General features: G+C 41.2%; 16 protein-coding genes. 12 read left to right on the top strand and 4 right to left on the bottom strand.

Annotation, left to right across the window (positions count from 1 at the left end; translation table 11 throughout):
- Positions 1-508: 508 nt before the first annotated feature.
- The 3 genes from BLW16_RS00635 to BLW16_RS00625 all read left to right on the top strand — a co-directional run bounded on the left by BLW16_RS00635 (position 509) and on the right by BLW16_RS00625 (position 2,759).
- Complete coding sequence (locus BLW16_RS00635) at positions 509-742, top strand: hypothetical protein (protein WP_090554205.1); 234 nt, start codon at positions 509-511, stop codon at positions 740-742.
- A 619-nt stretch (positions 743-1,361) separates the two neighbouring features.
- Positions 1,362-1,844 carry an aldehyde dehydrogenase family protein gene (locus BLW16_RS00630; protein WP_090554204.1) on the top strand — a complete coding sequence of 161 codons (483 nt, stop codon included), beginning with the start codon at positions 1,362-1,364 and terminating at the stop codon, positions 1,842-1,844.
- 207 nt (positions 1,845-2,051) lie between these two features.
- A complete protein-coding gene (locus BLW16_RS00625; protein WP_090554202.1) occupies positions 2,052-2,759 on the top strand; it encodes a DUF2490 domain-containing protein in 708 nt (235 codons plus the stop codon).
- On the opposite strand, the gene BLW16_RS00620 is transcribed toward BLW16_RS00625, so the two are convergent.
- From BLW16_RS00620 to BLW16_RS00610, 3 genes are all read right to left on the bottom strand, one after another.
- The gene (locus BLW16_RS00620) at positions 2,756-2,959 is read right to left on the bottom strand and encodes a zinc-binding dehydrogenase (protein WP_090554201.1); all 204 of its coding nucleotides are present in this window, start codon (positions 2,957-2,959) and stop codon (positions 2,756-2,758) included. The genes BLW16_RS00625 and BLW16_RS00620 overlap by 4 nt on opposite strands.
- A gap of 47 nt (positions 2,960-3,006) precedes the next feature.
- Complete coding sequence (gene purL / locus BLW16_RS00615) at positions 3,007-6,663, bottom strand: phosphoribosylformylglycinamidine synthase (RefSeq protein WP_090554199.1); 3,657 nt, start codon at positions 6,661-6,663, stop codon at positions 3,007-3,009.
- Positions 6,664-6,771: 108 nt separating this feature from the next.
- On the bottom strand, positions 6,772-6,954 hold the full coding sequence (locus BLW16_RS00610) for a hypothetical protein (protein WP_090554198.1): 183 nt from the start codon (positions 6,952-6,954) through the stop codon (positions 6,772-6,774).
- Positions 6,955-7,435: 481 nt separating this feature from the next.
- Here BLW16_RS00610 and dnaA point away from each other — a divergent pair, with 481 nt between their 5' ends.
- A complete protein-coding gene (dnaA, locus tag BLW16_RS00605; RefSeq protein WP_090554196.1) occupies positions 7,436-8,869 on the top strand; it encodes a chromosomal replication initiator protein DnaA in 1,434 nt (477 codons plus the stop codon).
- Positions 8,870-9,033: 164 nt separating this feature from the next.
- Here the strand turns inward: dnaA and BLW16_RS00600 are convergent, their stop codons facing one another.
- Positions 9,034-9,312 carry a hypothetical protein gene (locus BLW16_RS00600; protein WP_090554195.1) on the bottom strand — a complete coding sequence of 93 codons (279 nt, stop codon included), beginning with the start codon at positions 9,310-9,312 and terminating at the stop codon, positions 9,034-9,036.
- 76 nt (positions 9,313-9,388) lie between these two features.
- On the opposite strand from BLW16_RS00600, the gene BLW16_RS00595 reads away from it, so the two are divergent.
- The 8 genes from BLW16_RS00595 (at position 9,389) to BLW16_RS00560 (ending at position 19,196) form a co-directional block, all read left to right on the top strand.
- Entirely contained in the window at positions 9,389-10,873 is a 1,485-nt protein-coding gene (locus BLW16_RS00595; protein ID WP_317039921.1) for an NAD-dependent succinate-semialdehyde dehydrogenase, read from the top strand.
- Between the two features lie 64 nt (positions 10,874-10,937).
- Positions 10,938-11,147, top strand: coding sequence for a hypothetical protein (locus BLW16_RS00590; RefSeq protein WP_139298228.1), 210 nt, complete (start codon positions 10,938-10,940; stop codon positions 11,145-11,147).
- Positions 11,148-11,227: 80 nt separating this feature from the next.
- Positions 11,228-12,499 (top strand): Hsp70 family protein, encoded by a 1,272-nt coding sequence (locus BLW16_RS00585; RefSeq protein WP_090554192.1) that lies wholly within the window; start codon positions 11,228-11,230, stop codon positions 12,497-12,499.
- Between the two features lie 376 nt (positions 12,500-12,875).
- On the top strand, positions 12,876-13,481 hold the full coding sequence (locus BLW16_RS00580) for a Crp/Fnr family transcriptional regulator (protein WP_090554190.1): 606 nt from the start codon (positions 12,876-12,878) through the stop codon (positions 13,479-13,481).
- Positions 13,482-14,179: 698 nt separating this feature from the next.
- Complete coding sequence (locus BLW16_RS00575) at positions 14,180-15,007, top strand: SDR family NAD(P)-dependent oxidoreductase (RefSeq protein ID WP_139298227.1); 828 nt, start codon at positions 14,180-14,182, stop codon at positions 15,005-15,007.
- A 141-nt stretch (positions 15,008-15,148) separates the two neighbouring features.
- Complete coding sequence (locus tag BLW16_RS00570; RefSeq protein ID WP_090554186.1) at positions 15,149-15,514, top strand: BlaI/MecI/CopY family transcriptional regulator; 366 nt, start codon at positions 15,149-15,151, stop codon at positions 15,512-15,514.
- Positions 15,511-16,968: an N-acetylmuramoyl-L-alanine amidase gene (locus BLW16_RS00565; RefSeq protein ID WP_090554185.1), complete on the top strand. Its 1,458-nt coding sequence runs from the start codon at positions 15,511-15,513 to the stop codon at positions 16,966-16,968. Before BLW16_RS00570 ends, BLW16_RS00565 begins: the two co-directional genes overlap by 4 nt.
- Positions 16,965-19,196, top strand: a complete 2,232-nt coding sequence (locus tag BLW16_RS00560; RefSeq protein WP_090554183.1) for an outer membrane beta-barrel family protein — start codon at positions 16,965-16,967, stop codon at positions 19,194-19,196. Before BLW16_RS00565 ends, BLW16_RS00560 begins: the two co-directional genes overlap by 4 nt.
- The last annotated feature ends 16 nt before the right edge of the window (positions 19,197-19,212 follow it).

Raw genomic sequence — 19,212 nt, 5'->3', positions numbered from 1 at the left:
ATATCCTGATAGAATTAATTCATCAATTTAACTTTATATGCAAATAAAAATCACCCTTATTTTACTCCTTGCAGCAGCTGTTATTTTCACTCAGGCGCAGTAAAAAGCAGTTAAACCGCATTCTTTAACTATGGAGGAGTACGATATAGCTAAAATCTATACTATTTTATATCTAGATAAGGATACCTATGTGAAATTTGATAATGCTTATATTCTGGACCGCTAGCATGCACGCAAACCGTTTTTATTACGGGTGATGACGGGCTGAAAAAAGCGGATCGGCCTGTACAAACTGGTGGCCAGGGAGGGAATGCAGGATATCGGCCTGATGGTATTCTATACCAATGAAAAAGGGAAGATATATAAGGCTGTTATACCGGGTCAAGGGAACTCAGCTTGCAGCAATATAAAGTGCTGAATAACGGGAAAGCCCCTTCTGAAGAAGAAGCCACCTATGGAAATGTATTTGTTTTCCCGGTGACGAGGAAGTGGCAATAGAGCGAAAAAAATGCTTAAAGACCTGAGAGCAGGTGATGAAGTGATCAGCGTTGATCCGAAGACCAAAGCCACATCTGTAGTTAAAGTGAAAGAACTGACCACTCATGATGCAAAGAACTATGCGCTGACCAGTTTAGTACTTATTGCCGCTCATCGCAAGAGTAAGCCTGCTGGCACTCAAATACACTTAAATGCAAAAGTAAAGCAGCCACAATCTTATTTTGTCGCATATGCCCCTTTCTAAATGACAAAATTATTCGTAACTTAATTGTTGATATGAAATGATCAGTATTACCAGTATACTCAATATTTTTTATGATGTCTGGCCCTGTTAAAACGTGGCGTCAATTTGTAAATCATTATTTGATTGAGATAGCTAGTATTGAGGGTCAGAACGCTGGCCCTCAAAACAGGTGTTGAACCCTGTTTCCCGTTCATTAAGTTCAGCCTCTTTATATCCGCATTTAACAATTAGAAGGATACATTCGCTGAAAATTTTCCCAACCCATATATCGCATCATATTTAGGAAATACTCCGCAGTCTCTGCAACAATTCCCTTTCGTAATCATATCAAAAACGATCATTATATATATTATTTATTACCAAATGTTAATGTTATTTATATTACAATTGCAGAGATTTGGATCGGATTATTAATAATTGAACTACGAAAGATGAACCGATTTCTCAAATTTGCTAACGTTTTCACACCTGTTTTATTCAAATTCTTTCAGCCTCCTGGAATTTCTCAATCCTTAGAAAGGAAAGCATTCTTAAAAAATAAATTTTTGCAATTGACCTAAATCAATTTTTATCCCCAGGAATGGGGGCGTTTGAATCAATTAAATAAAAATATAAAACTATGCTTCAATTCCTGGAATTTTTTGGCAAACAGAAAGTTAACCTTAAAACTAGTATCACGAAATCCTATCATTGGCGGATAAAGCAACTTGACAATCTGGAACGCATGTTGAAAGAGAACAAGAGTGTATTCTGCGATGCAGTTAGGAAAGATTTTGAAGTGCCATTCTCAGAATCGCGGTGTGAGATTCATGCTCCGATTGCTATCATAGAATTTACCAGGTTGCAACTCAGGGAGTGGGTAGCACCTACGGGGCTTAGGGGTGATAGTTGTTCCGAACAGTGCGAGTTGTCGTTATGTAGGGGTGCAGGAGTTTCCGGTGGGTCGCTGGTTTTATTGCTAAACCCAGTGATCGCTTCTATTTCATCCGGCAATCCGGTTGTCTTAAAAGCAAATAGTGATACGCCTGCTACCAACGCAATACTGGATGAGCTGTTACCTCAGTATTTTGAACCTGCTGATGTTGCTATGTGCCATGGTTAATAGCTAAAACCTTTTAAAATTATTTAGTATCGAAATGCCGTTTGAAAATCAAGCGGTATTTTTAGTTTCCGGCAGCATCATTGATCCGATTATGGTAATAATGGATCAGGGTATGATGAATATCTATCAGACACGAATAATATACAAAAGATTAGAGATTTTGCTAAATTCATTTTTGGTTATGGCTTAAATATAGTATTATTACCTATGCGTTTTCCTCTTTCCCCACTTGCTTTTTTATTCTTATTCACCGGCAATGTTCATGCCCAAACTCAATATCAGAATAGTGGTTGGTTATTTCTGCTGAACAACACAAAAATCAGTAAAAAATGGGGCGCCTATCTGGACATGCAGGTCCGGTCATCTGATAACTGGGCTGAAGTAAGAAACTTCCTGTTCAGGCCAGGTATAACCTATTATGCAAACGGCAAAAATGAACTGACCCTGGGATATTTGTTAAACCAGACTTTTACCCATGCAGACGGTACGGCAGACAATGTACTTACTGAACATAGGATCTGGGAGCAGTATGTATACAAACATAAAATCTCTACTGTTATTGCTTCACATCGTTTCAGGGTAGAGCAAAGGTTTATAGAAAGAGCCGGAAAAGATCAGCTTTTCGCCCAGCGCTTCCGGTATTTTGCGCGCTTTATTATCCCTCTGACAAAAGAAATGAAAGACTTTGAAGAGGGCCTTTTTGTGGCTTTACAGAATGAGTTGTTCTTTAATATACAGCATAAGAACGAACTGAATCACAGGTTTTTCGATCAGAACCGGGCTTATGTGGCATCTGGCTACCGTGTGACTAAGAATCTTGATATTGAAGCAGGTTATCTGAACCAGGCTGTAAAAGGGTTGAACAACAATACTGTTAATAATGTTGTTCAGCTTGCGGTTTACACGAAATTTTAGATCGTATCAACTACTTTTATAACGATCTTGCCTCTTTTCTGTGAATTTTCGTTACGATAATCGATCACTTCATCGGCACCAAGATCCTTAAGAAAATCTATATTACTTTCCGAAGCAGTACCGATAACATATGCACCTTTCCATTTCGCCAGCTGTACAGCGTAAGTGCCTACATCACCTGCCGCTGCATGAATCAACACTTTCTGTTTTTATGAATAACGGCAGTGCTGATGAATTATTGCAAATTTTAAGCTTCCAGCCATTCTCTGGCATTTACAAAGGCAGCGATCCATGGCGATACTTCATCATTTCGTCCTTCAGGATAATTTGCCCAGTTCCACTGGAAAATGGAACGTTCAATATGCGGCATAATCACCAGGTGTCTTCCTGTATTGTCGCACATCATCGCTGTATTATAATCGGAACCGTTAGGGTTAGCAGGATAACTTTCGTAAGCATATTTTGCAACGATCTGGTATTTATCTTCTGCATATGGTAACTGGAATTTGCCTTCGCCATGGGAAATCCAAACACCCAGGGTTGTCCCTGCCAGTCCGGAAAGCATCACCGAATTATTTTCCTGTATGGCTACAGAAGTAAAACCGCTTTCGTGTTTATGGCTGTCATTATGCAGCATTTTAGGTTTTTCCTTATGGTCCTTATTGATCAGTCCAAGTTCCACGAACAGCTGGCATCCATTACAGATACCGATCGATAAGGTGTCGTCCCGTTTAAAGAAGTTTTCCAGGGCCAGCTTGGCTTTTTCATTGTAAAGGAAAGCACCTGCCCATCCTTTAGCAGAACCTAAAACATCAGAGTTAGAGAATCCCCCAACTGCACCAATGAACTGAATATCTTCGAGTGTTTCCCTGCCGGAGATCAGATCGGTCATATGTACGTCCTTCACATCAAAGCCTGCAAGGTACATTGCATTTGCCAGTTCCCTTTCAGAGTTACTTCCTTTTTCGCGGATAACAGCAGCTTTAGGCCTTGGTTTTGAAGAGTCAATCACCGGTTTCTTTCCGTCAAATGACAAGGGGAAAGTGTAATTTAACACATGATTTTTATAGTTATCAAAACGTTCTTTTGCTTTTACGGGTCCGCTTTGTTTCTGATCGAGCAGGTAAGAAGTTTTAGACCATACATCACGCAGGTGATCGATGTCAAAACTCATGCTTCCTGAAATATCTTTGACTTCCAGGGTAGGGTTACCGGTAACGGTACCTATTTTATGATAATTGATTCCGTTCGCATTTAGCAGGGCCTCGGCGGTTTCATCAGCCTGGAAAACTACACCAATATTTTCAGCAAACAGTTTTGCAATGCTGTCCTGGTCTCCAAGAGAAGAAAGGTCGATTGACGCACCGAGGTTGCGGTCGGCAAAACAAAGTTCCAGCAGGGTAGTGATCAAACCTCCGCTGCCGATATCGTGTCCAGCCTGTATTTTTTTTCCTTTAATCAGCTGCTGCAGGGTATTAAATGTATTTTTAAACTGAGCGGCATCCATTATATCTGGTGTTTCGTCACCGATCTTATTCAGGATTTGTGCAAATGAAGATCCACCTAATTTATAGCTATCTCCTGATAAGTTAATATAATAGACAGCGCCACCTGTTTTTTTGAATACAGGTTCTACAACTGCGGTGATATCATTACAATGACCGGCTGCAGAAATAATTACAGTTCCCGGAGAGATTACCTCTTCGTTCTTGTATTTCTGTTTCATCGATAAGGAGTCCTTACCAGTAGGAATGTTAATCCCGAGGCTGATCGCAAACTCAGAACAGGCTTTTACAGCGGCATATAAACGGGCATCTTCCCCTTCATTTTTACAGGCCCACATCCAGTTTGCAGAAAGTGATACACTCTCCAGTTCATCTTTCAGTGGAGCCCATACCAGGTTGGAAAGGGATTCCGCTATTGCATTACGGCTTCCTGCAGCAGGATCGATCAGCGCCGAAAGTGGTGCATGCCCGATTGAGGTGGCAATACCGTCTTTTCCCTGAAAATCCAGCGCCATTACACCGCAATTGTTCAGTGGTAATTGCAGCGGGCCCGCGGTTTGCTGTTTTGCTACGCGTCCGCCCACACAGCGGTCAACCTTGTTTGTTAGCCAGTCTTTACTGCCAACGGCTTCCAGTTGCAGCATTTGCTCGAGGTAGGTGTCGATTTTTGCTGGTTCATAAGTAACCGGTGAATATTTTCTTTCCACTGTTTTGTCCTGCATGATCACTTTAGGCGAGCTGCCAAACATATCGTCCATTTTCAGGTCCATAGGTTTAGCTCCGGTAGTGGCAGATTCAAACGTAAAACGATGGTCTCCAGTTACTTCACCTACAGTATACATTGGCGCCCTTTCACGGTCTGCTATTTTTTGCAGGGTTTCGATATGTTCTTGTCCGATAACCAGTCCCATGCGCTCCTGAGACTCGTTTCCGATGATCTCCTTGGCAGACAGGGTGGGATCACCTACCGGCAATTTATCCAGGTTGATCTTTCCGCCTGTTTCTTCTACGAGTTCGGAAAGACAGTTGAGGTGGCCGCCTGCACCATGATCATGAATAGAGACGATCGTATTGTGATCACTTTCTACCATTCCACGAACGGCATTGGCAACTCTTTTTTGCATTTCAGGATTGGAGCGCTGTATGGCATTCAGCTCAATACCTGAGCCCATTGCACCGGTATCCGCAGAAGAAACCGCAGCACCGCCCATCCCGATTCTATAATTTTCTCCGCCTAATACAACGATTTTGTCATGAACAGCGGGTTTTTCTTTTTTAGCCTGATCTGCTTTTCCATATCCGATACCACCGGCTTGCATGATGACCTTGTCGAAACCAAGTTTTCTGGCCTCTTCTTCATGTTCAAAGGTAAGCAGTGAGCCGGTAATGAGCGGCTGTCCGAATTTATTTCCGAAATCCGAAGCTCCGTTTGAAGCTTTGATCAGGATGTCCATAGGGGTCTGGTATAACCAGTTTCTTTCGGTCATGCCTTTTTCCCAGGGACGGTTTTCTTCAAGACGCGAAAAGGAAGTCATATATACTGCTGTGCCAGCCAACGGCAATGAGCCCTGTCCGCCGGCAAGCCTGTCCCTGATCTCACCTCCCGAACCTGTAGCTGCGCCGTTAAAAGGCTCCACTGTAGTTGGAAAGTTATGTGTTTCCGCTTTCAGAGAAATCACAGCGTCAAATTCTTTAATCTCGAAATAATCAGGTACATCGGCGCGTTTGGGTGCGAACTGCTGTACTCTGGGACCTTTTACAAAGGCCACATTGTCTTTATAGGCAGAAATGATGCCGTTTGGATTTGCTTCAGATGTTTTACGGATCAGCTTAAATAAAGATACAGGCTGCTCTTCACCATCGATCACGAAAGTGCCGTTAAAGATCTTGTGCCTGCAATGCTCTGAATTAACCTGGGAGAAGCCAAATACTTCCGAATCCGTTAATTTTCTGCCCAGTTTTTCTGACAGTTTATTTAAATAATCTATTTCTTCTTCACTTAATGACAAACCTTCCTGCTGGTTATATGCAGCAATGTCAGCGATCTCCAGGATATGTTCAGGCTGAAGGCTGATCGTATACAGATCCTGGTTAAGCTCATGGTATTTCTGAAATAACATGGGATCAAAGTCTTTAAAATCAGCTCTTACTTGTGTAAACTCCTCAATTCTAACAATCCCGTGGATATCCATGTTTTGAGTGATTTCCACCGCATTTGTACTCCATGGAGTGATCATTGCAGCGCGGGGGCCTGTAAAGAAATCTGTCAGCGCAGTTTCTTTATTTAATTGGGCACCGCCAAAAAGCCAGCTTAATTTTGAAATATCAGACGAGGTGAGGCTTCGTTCTAGTTGTACAGCAAAAACAGTATTGCTCTCGTTGGAGAAGAAATAAATCATGGTTTTATTTTATGGCGCAAAGGTAAGTTAAATATGTAAATTTCTCCCTATCAGTGTACCAACAGATTATCATTTCGGGGCTATATTTGTAGTATATTATACCCCGGTTTACTTTTTTACAATGATCGTTCTGCCGGTTACCAGCTGAAAGGTATAGATCTTACTGAATCCATCATCTGTGATTTCGATAGTTTCCACTAAACCGGTCTTACTAAAGGTATCTGTTACCATACTGCCTTCCTTAACGTCCTGCAAAACGCTTGTCGGTGTATCGTTATTCAATCTGATCATAATAGGAAATGTATTTCTGTAAATATACGGTTAATGATCTTAGCCTTGCTGACAGTGGTATGAAATAGAAAGTACCTGCTCTGAGATAAAAATTATTGTGGATTACCCGAAAAACAGGAGGAAAATGTGAACAACTCAGCAGGACTAAGGAGGCTGTTTTGATCTTTTTACCAAAAATAAGGACTTTAATTACCGGCTAATCTTCAAAAAATTTTCAGCCATTTCCGTAGATATCAGGGAGTTGGTTTTATATTGATCACATCTGGATGTGTTATTCACAATGTGAGAGCGGAATAGTTAACAACATGTGTTGATAACCCATACTTATCAACATTAAAATCAGAAAACTTCGGATATATGATTGCATTTTAGGCGGTTAACCCTAAGTATAAGTTTATGTTTTTTTGTTTACTATTTTCTTGATCTTCGCAATCCCCAAAAGGAAGGTAACAATTTTTTAGACGAATATATCAAGATAATTATGCAGAATACTTGTACTACAGTGTGGAATAACTCACTCCAAACTATTAAAGCGAACATCCCGAATCAGAGTTACAGAACCTGGTTTGAACCGATCTCAGCCTTAAAATTGGAAGGGAATGTTTTAACTGTACAAGTACCCAGCTTATTTTTTTATGAGTGGCTGGAAGAACATTATGTTGGTCTTCTGCGCAAAACGGTAAAACAGCAGTTAGGAGAAGAAGGACGGTTGGAATACAACATTATTGTAGATAAATCTTCAAACAGCGGTTCACCGTATACCACAAAAATGCCGTCAAATGGTAACGCTGCAGCATCAAATCCACAGTCTCCGGCGGTTCCTTCGGCAGCAGCCGGAAAAGACATCAGGAATCCGTTCGTGATCCCTGGTGCTAAGCGAATGAACGTTGACCCGCAACTGAATTCCAATTACACTTTGGAAAATTATGTGGAGGGCGACTGTAACCGTCTGGCGCGCTCTGCGGGCTTCGCAGTGGCAGCAAAACCAGGGGCCACATCATTTAATCCACTAATGATCTATGGTGCTGTAGGATTAGGTAAAACGCATCTGGCCCAGGCCATTGGAAATGAAATCAAACGAACACATCCGGAGAAACTAGTGATCTTTGTATCCTGCGAAAAATTCTGCCAGCAGTTTGTAGAATCGTTAAAAAATAACACCATAAATGATTTTGTGAATTTCTACCAGGCAATGGATGTGATCATCATGGATGATGTACATAATTTTGCAGGAAAAGAGAAGACCCAGGATATCTTCTTTCATATCTTTAATCATCTTCACCAATCGGGGAAACAGATCATTATCACCTCAGATAAAGCACCTAAAGATCTATCTGGTTTGGAAGAGAGACTGCTGAGCCGTTTCAAATGGGGCTTGTCAGCAGATCTTCAGATTCCGGACCTTGAAACCAGAATTGCCATCCTTAAAAAGAAGATGTATGCTGATGGAATTGACCTTCCCTCAGAAGTGGTTGAATACGTAGCACATAATATTGACAATAATATCCGCGAGCTGGAAGGTGCAATGGTTTCCTTGCTGGCACAGTCCACATTAAATAAAAAAGACATTGACCTTCCACTGGCGAAATCAATGCTGAAGAATTTCATAAAGAATACCTCTAAAGAAGTTTCAATGGATTTCATTCAAAAACTGGTATGTGAGTATTTTGAGGTGCCGGTTAACCTGGTAAACTCGCCGACACGTAAACGTGAGGTCGTACAGGCAAGGCAGATCTCTATGTATCTTTCTAAAAGCATGACAAAGTCTTCGCTGAAGAGCATAGGCGCATATCACGGTGGCCGCGACCACTCTACAGTGATCTATGCATGCCAGACGGTAAACGATCTGATGGGCACTGACAAGAAGTTTAAAGGTTACGTGAACGATATTCAGAAGAAGTTACAAATGAATTAATTTTACCCGCCCTCATTTTAAATGAGGGCAAATGTAGCAAAATGCCCTGAGACACGAATCTTTTTAAAAGGTTATGTACCAGGGCTTTTCTGTATATATCCGGGAAAGGTCAGGGTACGCCAAACTTGCCGCAGTTATATTACAACAGACCAGGCATAAGAGGATCAATATCTCAGGTTCAGATAACTAACCTGTATGTTTTCAGTCATGTAAATATAATATACAGTCAGAATGTGGTTGACCTCGTCCTCAATTTCATTCTTCAGATCATAGTTGTAGAGGTCTATCTGGAGGATCGGAAGATTGTCTGTGAATTTCATATACAGGCGGTAGGGCATGATCCTCCCTTTGAGGATAAGGGTCTGTTCAGAAACAGATTCTAATAATACCGGACAGATGAGCGCTATCTTATTGGCTAGTGCGTTTAAATCGATCGTATTCATAACGGTAGGGTTAAAGTTCTACACGATCAATGTCTTTTGTGAGATAAATGTTTGATAGTTAGCCAACTTGAACAAAGTGAACAAGCCAGTAGCTTGCACGCCACACAATTCCATTCTTCCGGTTGTTATTCAGGTAAAATATACAGTCATTAGTGAAGACTGGTCAACAGAACTGAAAAATATAAATATGGGCATTCTATCTGTAAATCCATTTAATGGAGAAGTGATAAAAGAATATAAAGAAGATACCGTACAGGAGATACAAGCGAAAATCGCTGCAGTGCACCAAACCTGGTGTGTGTATCAGGATACAGATTACAAGTCAAGAGCCGCATTACTGTTGAACGTGGCCGGTTTGCTGGAAGAAAGAAAGGATCAACTGGCCAGCCTGATGGCACTGGAAATGGGAAAGCCGCTTAGGCAAGGTGCAGCCGAAGTACTGAAATGTGCGTCAGTTTGTAAATACTATGCTGAAAATGCTGAACGTTTCCTGGCTGACCAGTATGTCGAAACCGAAGCCGCTAAAAGTTATGTCAGTATGAGGCCGATAGGAGTGGTGCTGGCTATCATGCCCTGGAATTTTCCTTTCTGGCAGGTGTTCAGATTTTTGTCACCAGCTTTAATGGCCGGGAATTGCGGCGTGTTGAAACATTCGTCCGGAGTTACGGGCTGTGCATTGGCCATAGAGGCAGTCATCAAAGATGCTGGTTTTGAAGGTGACGTATTTAAAGTGCTGATATGCAGTAGTAATGCTGTTGCAAAAGTGATAGAGAACCCGCTAATCAAAGCCGTAACGATTACAGGTAGTACTAATGCCGGTAAAAAGGTAGCTGAGCAGGCCGGAAGTTTACTGAAAAAAACGGTACTAGAACTTGGCGGGAGTGATCCTTATCTTGTTCTTGCAGATGCAGATTTGGCCGAAGCAGCCAGAATTTGTGCAGACGCAAGGCTAATTAACAACGGGCAGAGCTGTATTGCTGCCAAGCGCTTTATTGTAGTAAAAGAGGTTGAAGAAGAGTTTACCCGCTTATTTAAGTACCATATGGAATACCGGATCACTGGTGATCCGCTTAAAGAGGATACTGACCTGGGGCCAATGGCCAGGGCTGATTTAAGAGATGAACTGCATCAGCAGGTGCTCAAATGTATTAAACAGGGCGCCAGTTGTATTTTGGGAGGTGAAATCCCTTTTGCAGATCGCGAACATGCCTTTTATCAGCCAACGATACTTACGAATATAAAAAAGGGAATGCTGGCTTATGACGAAGAGATCTTTGGTCCCGTAGCGGCAATCATTAGTGCCGAAGATACAAATGATGCGCTGAGGATCGCAAATGATACCAGTTTCGGACTTGGGGCAGCCGTCTTTTCCCGTGATCTTGAACTTGCAGAGGACATTGCCAGAAATAAACTTGCTGCAGGATCCTGCTTCGTCAATGAAGGTGTGAAATCTGATCCTGCATTGCCGTTTGGCGGTATCAATCAATCCGGTTACGGCCGTGAGCTTGGCATGTTTGGTATTCATGAGTTCGTTAATATCAAAACCGTTTACATTAAATAGCGAAGCGATAATTATTTAAAACCAGCGTTATCCTTCGTTGTTATCAGCAAAAAATAAAACTATCATGAAAGAACAGCAAAAGAATGATCCGCAAAAAAAGAAACCCGTTAAAATTGAAAACGATCCTTTTCAGCCTAAAGGGCCGCGTGACGGGCTTGACAATACAGGAACCCAGGGGTATGATTCTTTAAAAGATGATGGTTATACCGGATCTTCTCCCAAGGACACTGATGGCGATACCAAGGATGGTACTGCAAGTACAATTACTCCATAAATTGTATAAATTTTTTAATACATTCGCGCCCCGGTATTTGCCCTGCGCGAATGTCTATTACTAAATTATCTCCCTTTGCAATGAATAAATTTCTTTATGGAATTGACTTTGGTACAACCAATTCTGCACTATCCATTTATGATGAGAAAAAAAAAGAGATCATCACTACCATAACGGTTCCTTCACTGATATACTTCCAAGAGGAACAGGGCCCAGCTGAAGTTCCTGATTATGTGATCGGTGAACAGGCAATTACTGCGTACCTGAAAGACGGAATGAAGGGCCGGTTTATTAAATCTATCAAACAGATCCTTTCAAGAAGCAGTTTTACCGAAACCAGGATCCACAATAAAAGATACAATGCATCTGATCTGGTTACCTTAATCCTGAAGGATTTAAAAACAAAGGCGGATAAAATCATAGGGTACGATTGTCAGAAGGCGATCATAGGCAGGCCAGTGTTTTTTGATGATGACAATACCTCGAAGGATACCCTGGCACAAACCCGGCTCAGTAAGGCGGCTGAAAACGCTGGTTTTCGCGAAGTCCGCTTTCAGTTTGAACCCATTGGTGCTGCCTTTGCCTATGAAAAGACAATCAGTAAAAAGGAGAAAGTACTGGTGGCTGATCTCGGTGGAGGAACAACAGATTTTACTTACCTGGTATTGGATCCTGCTAAAGTGGGCAGCAGAAACAGGAAAGATGATATGATGGCCAGTGGTGGAATATATATCGGAGGGGATAGTTTCGACTCGGCTTTTATGTGGGATAAAGGCACTCCGCACTTTGGAAAGAACACCTTGTACGAGGCGACTCCCGGAAAGATACTTACCGTTCCCATATCGCTTTTTGCAAATATCTGTACCTGGGACCAGATGAATTTTTTTAATAGCCTGAGGATAAAAAGAGATATGGAAGATTATTATCATTATTCAAAAAAAGACAGAGAATTTAAAAATCTGCTGACCCTGATCGATAATAATCTGGGTTATTCGGTATTCCAGGCCATAGAGAAAACAAAGATTGAACTGTCCAGTCTGCAGGTTTCTAAATTTGTCTATTCAAACATGGAGATAGAGATCAATGAGGACATTTCTATAGCCCAATATGAGGCGATTATTGCAAAAGATATCAGAAAGATCGATGTTTATCTTGATGAATTTATGCTGAAGAACAACATCAGCCCTGAAGATATTGACAGTCTGTTTCTCACTGGAGGAACCTCACTTGTTGGGGCGATACAAAACTTATTTAAATCGAGGTTCCCTCATATCCCTGTAAATTCGGGGGATAATTTTACCAGTGTTGCCAGGGGATTGGCTTTAAGCGGTTATTTATTCGAGGGGAACTAATATAAGATGTATTATGGCAATAGATATGCTGCAGCATAAATTACATATTTTAACCCAGAATATCGTCTGTAAATTGTTGTAAATACGTTTTAATTTACGTATTTATTTCATAAATTTAGTAAAAGTACTTTTGTTTAAACTGCTGCCGCCTTATTTAATTGGAATTAATTACATATAAAAGTGTATTTTTAAATTTCAACTATTAGATTTGTTTAGAGGGGATAAAAATGATGATTTATAACCATAATAACCAGATCCTTACGCGAGCTATTATTTTACTGTTAGTCCTGATCAGGATTAGTTGTTCTTTGATAACTTATACTCCCCTATTAGAGTAAGTATGTAAATTACTTTTTTTGGTTCTAACCTTAATCACATGTTAAAACACAAATTATATGAAGTGCTTTTTAGTGTCAGTCATCTTCCGGATGAGCTAAAAGACAATAGCAAACGCGAAGAATTAATCAAAGTAGTTGAATCGCAATTGTCTGTTCGCAGCCTGAAGAAAAACCAGGTTATTCTTAGCCCGGGTTATATAGCTGACCATATATATTTCCTTGAAGCGGGAACAGCGAGAGGCTATTTTTACGATGGAGAGGGAAAAGAGCATACGTTATATATGTGGGACGAGAGAAGTATTATCACGGATTCTATGAGTTATTTTTCTGATCAGCCTACAGATCTGTACATAGAGGTATCACAAAACAGCACGTTGTTATCCTTGTCAAGGGAAAAATTACGGGAAATCATATCGGCATTTCCCTATCTTGAAGTTGTCATTGACTCGATATTTTTTAATGACTTTTTGGCATGTCGTAAAAGAATTATGGACCTTATATCACTCAATCCAGTTGACAGGTATAATAATCTGACAAGATCTTTCCCTAAGGTGGACCTGAAATTTCAACAGCAGGATATCGCTTCCTATCTCGGTACCAGCCGTCAAACCTTATCTCGTTCTAAAAAAGGAGAACATCTCTGAGGCTTATCTTTCTATAGCCATTGTGCAGATTGATAGTCTGGATTGGTATAGATACAGATAATGGAAGAAGGAAAGAATTTGTATTTTCGCACGCAGAGTCTATGAAATCAAATTAAAATCTACATGAATAAATTTTTCCTGGTAGCCATCCTTGTGTGTCCAGTCTTACCTCTGTTTCTTATGCACAATCGTCCTGGATGAAACTAAAGGAAGAACCAGTTTTTACCAATCCCCCGTTTAAGCAATGTCATGCTTCTACTATAGTTGAGGTCTCTATGGGAAAGTTATTTCTTTTTTATAAAGTAGGCCCGAACCCAAGGGAATGGTAAGACACGGAAAGATATTGCAATCCTTGAAAACGGCTCAAAAGAGGAATACAGTTACAGGCGATGGCTTAGTGCATATTACCTATACCTATGACAGGAAAAATATAAAACATATCGTTCTGAAAAAGGGGTAACTCATTGATCTTTATTGCAAAGTCTGCAGTTAAGATAAATCATGCTACCCCATGAAAATTCATTGCTGCAGTTCGTTCAGAAATGGCCTCTAAAGAACTGGGTACCATGACCACCCTTATTATATTCAGAAAAAATGTTTCTCAGTCAGGTGCTTTAAAAGTTTTTTGGATATGTATAGGGAAAGGGGCGGTTAATCTGCTTTTTTGATATTTCAGGAATTAGTTTAGCTTTGAATCTGTGAGATCACTAGACTTTAATAACAAATGGATTTTGGTAACCGGGGCATCATCCGGTTTGGGATATGAAATGGCCTGTCAGCTTGCCCGTCATCACAAGGCAAACCTGATCATCGCCGCGAGGCGTGAAGACAAGCTGAACCAGCTAAAAGCAGATCTGGAACAACAGGAAAACATACAGGTAAAAGTTGTTGTAGCCGATCTTTCGGTGCCTCAGGATGTAGAACGGTTAATTGCGGAATGCTTAACCGGACAGCAGCTCTATGGTGCTATTTTAAATGCCGGTTTCACTCATTTCGGGCCGCATGCAGAACTTTCAGAAGACAAATTTGAACTTCTTATGCGTACCAATGTGATCAGTGTGGTTCGAATTACGGGTGAGCTGGTCAAATATTTCGAAAAATCAGGATCGGAGGGAGGGATCATGATCGTGTCCAGTATGGCAGGGATATTTCCGGTGCCATATCAGGCGGCTTACTCAGGTACCAAATCATTTTTGATCGGTTTTGCGAATGCCCTGGCTCATGAAATAAAAAGTTCAGTACTTTCATTAACTATTTTTGCACCTGCTGGTGTGGTAACAGAAATGACAGCGACTGAGAAGTTCAATGGTCTGAAAGGCTGGCTGATGCCTGTGACTGAAGCTGCAAAGGAAGGTATCTTTGCGCTAAAACACAGAAAGTTTAATTATTTGCCCGGCGCGGTCAACAGGTTTGGCAATATCTTTATGAAACTGCTGCCAAAAAAGCTGATCATTGGTATTTTGGCCAAAATCTATCAGCGATCACTCGCTAAAGTTGAACTTTCTAAAAAAGCGAAAAACACTTAACCTGCTATTCCAAACTATAAGAAACCATTTTTATAGCATTTGGTGTGGTTTACTATGTATATCTTTCTTTTTATCAGTGCTTTATGTTTGGTAACTTGTTTTACAGTTGTATAACTGAAAAATAAGTTATAGCTTCGTGTTATGGAAGAGTTAACAAAAGCTGAAGAACGGATCATGCAGGTTTTATGGAAATTAAAAACTGCCTTTGTTAAAGATATTATTGATGCACTGGAAGAGGAGCCGAAGCCTCCGTACAATACGATTTCCTCCATCGTCAGGTTACTGGAAAAAAAAGGCCATATCGCTTATAAGGCCTATGGAAAAACCTATGAGTATTTTCCTGCCATCAGCAAAGAGGAGTACACAAAAACTACATTTTCCAAAATACTTTCAGGGTATTTCGACAACTCACCTGCAAGCCTTCTTTCATTTATGGTAAAAGAGGAAAAGCTAAGTGAGAAAGACATAGAAGAACTAAATGCGCTCATCAACAGGAAATCAAAATGATGAAAATTCTAATCTATCTTGCCGAGGCTGCTCTCAGTACTGTTGTCTTTTTTGCATTTTATGCTCTGTTCCTGAAAAAGCTGACTTTTTTTAGAATAAACAGATTTTATCTGCTATCTGCACTTCTTTTCAGTTTCATTATCCCTGCATTACAAATTACCATACACCGTACGGCTGAGCAGGTTCAGGCCGGCAATACTTTGCCCGGTCAGATCGAAAAATTACATATCCGTTCTTCACGCCCGATGGTGAACCGCCATGAGTATCCTGTCAGCATTCCGGCGCTGCTGGTATGTGGTTATATCTGTATTGCCTTTTTGTCTTTGGGCATGGGATTATTCCGCCTGTACCGGTTATTGAAATATATACGCACTGACAGCATTGAAAAAGATGGTCTGAAAATTATTCACAAGACAAATGGTTTTGTTAACTGCTCATTCTTCAATTATGTTTTTATTGACCCCCGCAACCTTACAGGTGCTGAAATGCAGATCTTGTTACACCATGAACAGGTGCATGCAAAACAATGGCATTCTGCAGATAAACTATTTCTCCTGCTTTGCCGCTCCCTGCTCTGGTTCAACCCGGTGGTTTATCTGTACGATCGTGAACTGGGAAAAGTTCAGGAATTTGAAGCCGATGCAGCTACTTCAAACCTGTCAGACGTAAAGACCTATGCAAGTCTGCTTATTAAACTATCCCATGAGAAAACATCTGTATTTACCCACAGTTTCGGCACTCATCCTGTGAAAGAACGTATTACGATGCTCTTCAATGCTTCTTCGGCAACATACTCCCGGTGGGCCTATATACTGATCGTACCGCTGTTATGCGGATTGATCTGGTTATTTTCGTTCCAGTATGTATACGCTGCACCATTGTCCGGGCCACCATTTACCCTGGTTCTTGATGCCGGACACGGTGGAACAGATAAAGGATCCGAATTTCAGGATATTGCTGAGAAGCAGCTGGCCCTCGCGTTAACGAATAAAGTAAAGGTGATGGCAGAAGCCAGAGGTATAACGGTCGTCAACACCCGTAATAAAGATGTGAACGTTTCCCTGAAAGACAGGGCGCAGAAGAACGGCGACCTGCTGATCTCCTTACATTGCAATACGGCGGCCGATCAACATCAAAATGGTATTCAGATCATGTCCAGCAGGCCGTCATCAGATCGCCTCAAATCAGCCAGGCTGGGAATGCTCAGCGATAAACTTTTCCAAAAGTTAAAAGATCTGGAAGGGATCAGAACTGATCAGCTATCTAAGGACGTTACCGGACTTTATCTTTTGGAAAAAAGTTTGGCCCCGAGTGTGTTACTGGAATTGGGTTTCATCAGTAATTCCGCAGACCGGGCTTTTTTGACCGACCCCGCCAGACAAGATGATCTGGCAGCTGCAATTGTTCAATCGGTTTTAGATTACCGCACCGATCTTATACCTCTGCGCAAATGACCTGCAAAAGCGGAGTGTTAACAGCTTTAGTCTTTTTCTCCTTACATGCGGTACATGCACAATCTCCTGCCCGGATGCAGAACGTAAAAGATACGTCTGTAATGAGCAGAGATACTTCAGTCCTTAAGCAGCTTCAGAAACCAGCCCTGAATTTAAAAGAAGTAAAAATCAGGAAGGCGAAACCGCTGATTGAAAAAAAGACTGACAGAATTGTTTTTAATGCCGAAAGCAGCATTGCCGGTACAGGCGCAGATGTTTTGGAGCTAATCGGTAAAATCCCGGGGTTAAGAGTTGTAAATGATATGATCTCCATTGTTGGCAAAGGCAGTGTGAATGTGATGGTAAACGACCGGCTGGTTCAACTTTCGGGTGACGATCTTGCCAGTTACCTGAAGTCCATCCCCTCAGATCAGGTTTCAAAGGTGGAGATCATTGCGAATCCCCCTGCAAAATATGATGCTCAGGGTAACAACGGACTGCTCAATATCGTTCTTAAAAAAGCAGTTAACGATGGCTTACAGGGTTCCGTTAATTTCGATTACAGCCTGGCAAGTTATTCTACTGTCGCCGCAGGCGGAAACCTGAACTACCGGAAAGATAAACTCAGTCTTTACACCAATTTTAATCTGCGTAAAGGCTACATTGCACCCAAAGAACTAACAGATGTGTTTTATCCGGGGCAAACCTGGAGTAGCTTAAATCAATACAGAAACTTTCGGACGGTTCCTTCCGGACAGCTGGGGCTGGACTATCAACTTTCAAAAAATACACTTGTTGGCGCCTCTTACAATGGTGGGAACACCCGTTTTCATTCAGATGAAAATATCAGGACCACGATAATGAACAGCAAGTTTCAAAAGTTGGATTCTACACTGGTGTCAGACGCAAATGCAAAAATCAGATCAGGCTTCAATGCGGTAAACCTGTTTCTGAAAAGGGTGATAGATACCTCGGGAAAGCAGGTTCTCATTAATGCGGACTGGTTTAAATACCACGATGATAAAGAAAGATTTTTTAACAACAATACGTATTTAAATGATGGAAGCCTTGCTGACGATTCCTTTGCACAATACCTGTCCGCCAGTCAGCAACATATAGACCTTTACACCCTAAAAGCGGATGCCGATCTGCCTTATCGTTTCTTCAGATTATCTTTTGGAACTAAATTTAGCTTTATCAGGAACAACAGTGATGTTTCATTTTATAAACGGCTTATGGAAGAGTATGTATCAAATCAGGATCAAGCCAATGTGTTTGATTATACTGAAAACACACAGGCCCTGTACATCAACGTAAATAAAACAGTTAAAAAATGGGCTTTACAACTGGGGCTGAGGGCAGAGTACACTCAGACAAAGGGGCTGTCATCTGATGAGGATCAAACGGACCGAAACTGGTATTTACAGCTGTTTCCGACAGCATTTTTAACTTACCGCTTAAATGAACTCAATACTTTTGCGCTGAGTTATGACAGGCGCATTAACCGGCCGATGTATAAAAAATTAAATCCTTTCAGGTGGTACAGTAATCAATATGCGTATGCGGAAGGAAATCCATTTTTGAAACCGTCTTACAGTAATAACCTGGAACTGTCACATACCTATGCAGCTGTTTTAACCAGTTCTGTATCTTTTGGATATACGAACAGTGGTTACAGTGATGTCAATTTCACTGATGGTCAGTCTAATATTCAGGTGCTTAAGCCTGTGAATTTTGTTACCGGGTATAACTACCAGTTTAGCAACTCCATTTCCCTAAACCCGGTCGCCTGGCTACAAAGTAATAGTCAGTTGAACTTGTTTTACAACCTGTCCAATTCGTCCCTCACTGAAACCAGTGCATCTTTAAAGGGTATTGGTGCATATTTTTCTACCAGTAACCAATTTTATTTCAATCAGGATAAAATGCTGTCGGGGGAGATAGGGTTCTGGTATCAGTCTGGTGGAATTGATGGGCTGCAGAAACTTGAAAGCCAGTACAATCTGGATGTTGGTTTAAGGAAGCTGGTGCTCAATAAGCAATTACAGTTTGCTGCCGGTCTTACAGATGTGCTGAAATCCAATAAATATAGGTATACCAGCCTTGTCAATCAGATTGAACAAAGTTATACAAATTATTACGATTCAAGAAAACTGCGTATAAGTATCAGGTATAATTTTGGCAACGACAGGGCAAAAGCAACAGCAAGAAAGCCCGGGAATGATGAGGAAATACGGAGAAACAATTGAAGCGTTTTCCACGCTC

It is taken from the genome of Pedobacter hartonius, assembly GCF_900107535.1.
In the GTDB taxonomy this organism is placed as follows: Bacteria; Bacteroidota; Bacteroidia; order Sphingobacteriales; family Sphingobacteriaceae; genus Pedobacter; species Pedobacter hartonius.
Note: the sequence above shows the minus strand (reverse complement) of the source record. Positions and strands in the feature narration are given on the sequence as shown.

What these genes read in the sequence shown, in the direction of transcription:
- BLW16_RS00635 (WP_090554205.1), top strand. Translation starts at nt 509, where the DNA reads ATGCTTAAAGACCTGAGAGCAGGTGATGAAGTGATCAGCGTTGATCCG.
- BLW16_RS00630 (WP_090554204.1), top strand. Translation starts at nt 1,362, where the DNA reads ATGCTTCAATTCCTGGAATTTTTTGGCAAACAGAAAGTTAACCTTAAA.
- BLW16_RS00625 (WP_090554202.1), top strand. Translation starts at nt 2,052, where the DNA reads ATGCGTTTTCCTCTTTCCCCACTTGCTTTTTTATTCTTATTCACCGGC.
- purL (WP_090554199.1), bottom strand. Translation starts at nt 6,663, where the DNA reads ATGATTTATTTCTTCTCCAACGAGAGCAATACTGTTTTTGCTGTACAA.
- BLW16_RS00610 (WP_090554198.1), bottom strand. Translation starts at nt 6,954, where the DNA reads ATGATCAGATTGAATAACGATACACCGACAAGCGTTTTGCAGGACGTT.
- dnaA (WP_090554196.1), top strand. Translation starts at nt 7,436, where the DNA reads ATGCAGAATACTTGTACTACAGTGTGGAATAACTCACTCCAAACTATT.
- BLW16_RS00600 (WP_090554195.1), bottom strand. Translation starts at nt 9,312, where the DNA reads ATGAATACGATCGATTTAAACGCACTAGCCAATAAGATAGCGCTCATC.
- BLW16_RS00590 (WP_139298228.1), top strand. Translation starts at nt 10,938, where the DNA reads ATGAAAGAACAGCAAAAGAATGATCCGCAAAAAAAGAAACCCGTTAAA.
- BLW16_RS00585 (WP_090554192.1), top strand. Translation starts at nt 11,228, where the DNA reads ATGAATAAATTTCTTTATGGAATTGACTTTGGTACAACCAATTCTGCA.
- BLW16_RS00580 (WP_090554190.1), top strand. Translation starts at nt 12,876, where the DNA reads ATGTTAAAACACAAATTATATGAAGTGCTTTTTAGTGTCAGTCATCTT.
- BLW16_RS00570 (WP_090554186.1), top strand. Translation starts at nt 15,149, where the DNA reads ATGGAAGAGTTAACAAAAGCTGAAGAACGGATCATGCAGGTTTTATGG.
- BLW16_RS00565 (WP_090554185.1), top strand. Translation starts at nt 15,511, where the DNA reads ATGATGAAAATTCTAATCTATCTTGCCGAGGCTGCTCTCAGTACTGTT.
- BLW16_RS00560 (WP_090554183.1), top strand. Translation starts at nt 16,965, where the DNA reads ATGACCTGCAAAAGCGGAGTGTTAACAGCTTTAGTCTTTTTCTCCTTA.